Consider the following 3,029-nt stretch of genomic DNA (forward strand, 5'->3'; position numbering starts at 1 on the left):
AACCCGGGGAACTGAAACATCTAAGTACCCGGAGGAAAGGAAATCAACAGATACTCCGCTAGTAGTGGCGAGCGAACGCGGACCAGCCGAACCTTGAAAGTGACCAGAATGATCTGGAAAGATCAGCCATAGTGGGTGACAGCCCCGTATGGGAAGCTCGATAGGACGCATTAAGTAGGGCGGGACACGTGAAATCCTGTCTGAAGATCGGGGGACCACCCTCGAAGGCTAAGTACTCCTTACTGACCGATAGCGAACCAGTACCGTGAGGGAAAGGTGAAAAGCACCCCGACGAGGGGAGTGAAACAGTTTCTGAAACCGGACGCCTACAAGCAGTCGGAGGAGCCTTGAGCTCTGACGGCGTACCTTTTGTATAATGGGTCAACGACTTGGTCTATCGAGCAAGCTTAAGCCGTTAGGTGTAGGCGTAGCGAAAGCGAGTCTTAAAAGGGCGTTTTAGTTCGATGGATCAGACCCGAAACCAGATGATCTAGCCATGTGCAGGATGAAGGTGAGGTAACACTCACTGGAGGTCCGAACCGACACCCGTTGAAAAGGGTCCGGATGACGTGTGGCTAGGGGTGAAAGGCCAATCAAATCTGGAGATAGCTGGTTCTCCGCGAAAGCTATTTAGGTAGCGCGTCGATTGTATTCTCCCGGGGGTAGAGCACTGCATGGATGATGGGGGCCCACAGCCTTACTGAGTCTAAGCAAACTCCGAATACCGGGAAGAACTGATCGGCAGACACACGGCGGGTGCTAACGTCCGTCGTGGAGAGGGAAACAACCCTGACCAACAGCTAAGGCCCCCAATTCGTGGCTAAGTGGGAAAGCATGTGGGACTTCCAAAACAACCAGGAGGTTGGCTTAGAAGCAGCCATCCTTTAAAGATAGCGTAACAGCTCACTGGTCTAGTCAAGAGGTCCTGCGGCGAAGATGTAACGGGGCTCAAGCCACGAGCCGAAGCTTTGGATGCACAGTGATGTGCGTGGTAGCGGAGCGTTCTGTGATATAGAACGCTGCCTCCTTACGCTCTTCGGAGCTATTGGAGGCAATGTTCTGACTGTGAAGCCGGGCTGTAAGGCATCCGGTGGAGTGATCAGAAGTGAGAATGTTGACATGAGTAGCGACAAACAGGGTGAGAGACCCTGTCGCCGAAAGTCCAAGGGTTCCTGCTTAAAGCTAATCTGAGCAGGGTAAGCCGACCCCTAAGGCGAGGCCGAAAGGCGTAGTCGATGGGAACCAGGTTAATATTCCTGGGCCATGTGGTGGTGACGGATCGCGAGGGTAGTTCGTTCTTATCGGATTGAACGGGCTGCTTAGCGGTTCCTGGAAATAGCCCCACTTTAAGATCGTACCCGAAACCGACACAGGTGGACTGGTAGAGAATACCAAGGCGCTTGAGAGAACCACGTTTAAGGAACTCGGCAAAATGCCTCCGTAAGTTCGCGAGAAGGAGGCCCCATTCGCACGCAAGTGTGGGTGGGGGGCACAAACTAGGGGGTGGCGACTGTTTACTTAAAACACAGGGCTGTGCGAAGCCGTAAGGCGACGTATACAGTCTGACGCCTGCCCGGTGCCGGAAGGTTAAAAGGAGGTGTGCAAGCACCGAATTGAAGCCCCGGTAAACGGCGGCCGTAACTATAACGGTCCTAAGGTAGCGAAATTCCTTGTCGGGTAAGTTCCGACCTGCACGAATGGCGTAACGATCTCCCCGCTGTCTCAAACGTGGACTCAGCGAAATTGAACTGTGTGTCAAGATGCACACTACCCGCGGTTAGACGGAAAGACCCCATGAACCTTTACTATAGCTTCGCACTGGCATCAGGATTGTGATGTGCAGGATAGGTGGTAGGCTTTGAAACCAGAACGCCAGTTTTGGTGGAGCCTCCCTTGAGATACCACCCTTCGCACTCTTGATGTCTAACCGCGGCCCGTTATCCGGGTCCGGGACCCTGCGTGGTGGGTAGTTTGACTGGGGCGGTCGCCTCCCAAAGTGTAACGGAGGCGCGCGAAGGTTGGCTCAGAGCGGTCGGAAATCGCTCGTTGAGTGCAATGGCAGAAGCCAGCCTGACTGCAAGACTGACAAGTCGAGCAGAGACGAAAGTCGGCCATAGTGATCCGGTGGTCCCGAGTGGAAGGGCCATCGCTCAACGGATAAAAGGTACTCTGGGGATAACAGGCTGATGATGCCCAAGAGTCCATATCGACGGCATCGTTTGGCACCTCGATGTCGGCTCATCTCATCCTGGGGCTGGAGCAGGTCCCAAGGGTATGGCTGTTCGCCATTTAAAGAGGTACGTGAGCTGGGTTTAGAACGTCGTGAGACAGTTCGGTCCCTATCTGCCGTGGGTGTAGGATACTTGAGAAGAGTTGCCCCTAGTACGAGAGGACCGGGGTGAACGGACCACTGGTGGACCAGTTATCGTGCCAACGGTAGTGCTGGGTAGCTATGTCCGGACAGGATAACCGCTGAAAGCATCTAAGCGGGAAGCCCCCTTCAAAACTAGGTATCCCTTGAGGGCCGTGGAAGACCACCACGTCGATAGGCTGGAGATGTAAGCGCGGCAACGCGTTCAGTTGACCAGTACTAATTGCCCGATTGGCTTGATTTGATCCGGTAGTAGCCAGACCTCTGGCTAAGATCAAAACAGCATGCACAATACATGACTTGGACACGCTTCTTCCTCGGTTTGGTGGTCATAGCACGAGCAAAACACCCGATCCCTTTCCGAACTCGGCCGTTAAGTGCCGTCGCGCCAATGGTACTGCGTCTTAAGACGTGGGAGAGTAGGTCACCGCCAAACCTAGAAAGAAGCGAGCAAATCATCTCTCAAAACGATATCATCCCCGATCGCAATATAAAGCCCTCGGGAATTGGCGCGGGATGGAGCAGCCCGGTAGCTCGTCAGGCTCATAACCTGAAGGTCGTAGGTTCAAATCCTACTCCCGCAACCAAATCTTATGAAATACAGTTCGATGGCGCCCCAAGGGGCGCTTTTTGCATTCGGATTCCTCCGCTGGAAGCA

General features: G+C 54.0%; 1 tRNA gene and 2 rRNA genes (1 of these 3 cut by a window edge). All 3 read left to right on the forward strand.

From position 1 onward, the window contains the following. A 23S ribosomal RNA gene (locus BMG00_RS17355) occupies positions 1-2,615 on the forward strand; it begins 217 nt to the left of the window's first position. 77 nt (positions 2,616-2,692) lie between these two features. Then, a 5S ribosomal RNA gene (gene rrf, locus BMG00_RS17360) occupies positions 2,693-2,807 on the forward strand. Positions 2,808-2,881: 74 nt separating this feature from the next. Further along, positions 2,882-2,958 (forward strand) — tRNA-Met (locus tag BMG00_RS17365). Positions 2,959-3,029 lie beyond the last annotated feature (71 nt).

The sequence above is a fragment of the Thioclava marina genome, assembly GCF_002020135.1.
In the GTDB taxonomy this organism is placed as follows: domain Bacteria; phylum Pseudomonadota; class Alphaproteobacteria; order Rhodobacterales; family Rhodobacteraceae; genus Thioclava; species Thioclava marina.